1 protein-coding gene is annotated in these 1448 nt (G+C 56.6%); it reads right to left on the minus strand.

The window, feature by feature from the left end; all coding sequences use genetic code 11:
- Positions 1-36: 36 nt before the first annotated feature.
- A protein-coding gene (locus tag J7024_RS36930) for an IS3-like element ISBam1 family transposase (protein ID WP_234746053.1) occupies positions 37-1397 on the minus strand; the annotation gives its coding sequence in 2 pieces (ribosomal slippage) (positions 37-938 and positions 938-1397; 1362 coding nt in all).
- Between the last annotated feature and the right edge of the window lie 51 nt (positions 1398-1448).

The raw sequence follows: 1448 nt of genomic DNA on the forward strand, positions 1-1448 counted from the left end.
TGAACTGACCCCGTAAAGTTGGACGGGTTATGACGGCTAGGGCTGAGAGGGCTGAGTTCTGTATTGCACGGGACTCAGCCCTTTTAGTTTCAGTTTGATGCGGTCGTGATTGTAGTAGTGGATATAGCTTGCCAAGCCGGATTGCAGTTCGTCCAGGTTGCGGAACCGATTCAGATGGAAGAACTCGGATTTCAGCGTGCCGAAGAAGCTCTCCATGGCGGCGTTGTCCAGGCAATTCCCTTTACGCGACATGCTTTGCGTGAGCGCTCGTTGCTGCAGTAGGCGGCGATACGCTGGCATCTGGTACTGCCAGCCCTGATCCGAATGCAAGAGAGGCCGCTCGTGTGACTTCAAGCGCGCCAATGCCTTGTGAAGCATTGCGCTGACCATCTCGAACGCCGGGCGCCTCGCGGTTTCATAAGCAATGATCTCGCCGTTGTACAGATCGAGCACTGGTGACAGGTACAGCTTCTGGCCGCCCACGTTGAATTCCGTGACATCCGTTACCCACTTCTCGTTCGGACGCTTTGCGTAGAACCGACGCTGTAAAACATGAGGTGCAACACGTCCGACGCTACCTTTGTAGGAGCGGTATTTCTTCGGGCGCACACAAGACTTCAGCCGCAACTCGCCCATCAGACGCGCCACAGTCTTGTGGTTAATCACCTGTCCCAGATTACGTAGAGCGAGCGTGATGCGTCGATAGCCGTAGCGGCCCTTGTGCCGTTCGAACAGCGAGCAGATTCTCGCCCTTGTATCGGCATACTTGTCGGCTGCTCCGAGCAATTTCTGATGATAGTAGAACGTGCTGCGCGCCAAGCCGGCAACCTTCAACAAGCCCGCAAGCGAATATTGCTGCCTTAGCTCGAGCACGATTTGCGCTTTTTGCGTTGCGCTGATCGCTGCTGCGCTTGAGCCAAGGCTTCGAGCTTTTTTAGGTACGCGTTCTCCATGCGCAGGAAGTTCAACTCGTCGAGTAGTTCCTGTCGGGAGCGCGTATCGTCCTCGGGTAGCGGTGGTGGCGTGATCGGTGGCTTGGGCATCTTTCTGGGGCGCCCCCGCTGGCGCGGCGACAGTGCGTCTATACCGCCTTCATCATACTGGCGTTTCCACTGGCCGATGGCCGTACGGTTCCTAATGTTGAAGCGTGCAGCCGTCTCACGCGCTGACAACCCCTCGCTACGCATTTGCTGCAGTACAAGCAACTTGAACTCTGCGCTGTAGCGCTCGCACTTCTTCTTCAAGCCTGCCGGACCATGTATGCGATGGGCCGCCACCCACTTGCGGATCGTCGCCTCATCGACGCCGTGGCGCTTGGACATCTCACGGAACCCAGCGTGGCCGGACTCGTACTCCTCTGCAATGGATACCTTGAACTGCTCCGTGTACTTGCTCATGAAAAACACCCCAAAGGTTGGATCGATGTCCAACTTTTGGGGTGCAGCTCA

The sequence above is a fragment of the Burkholderia sp. WTPI3 genome (assembly GCF_021483755.1).
GTDB lineage: Bacteria > Pseudomonadota > Gammaproteobacteria > Burkholderiales > Burkholderiaceae > Burkholderia.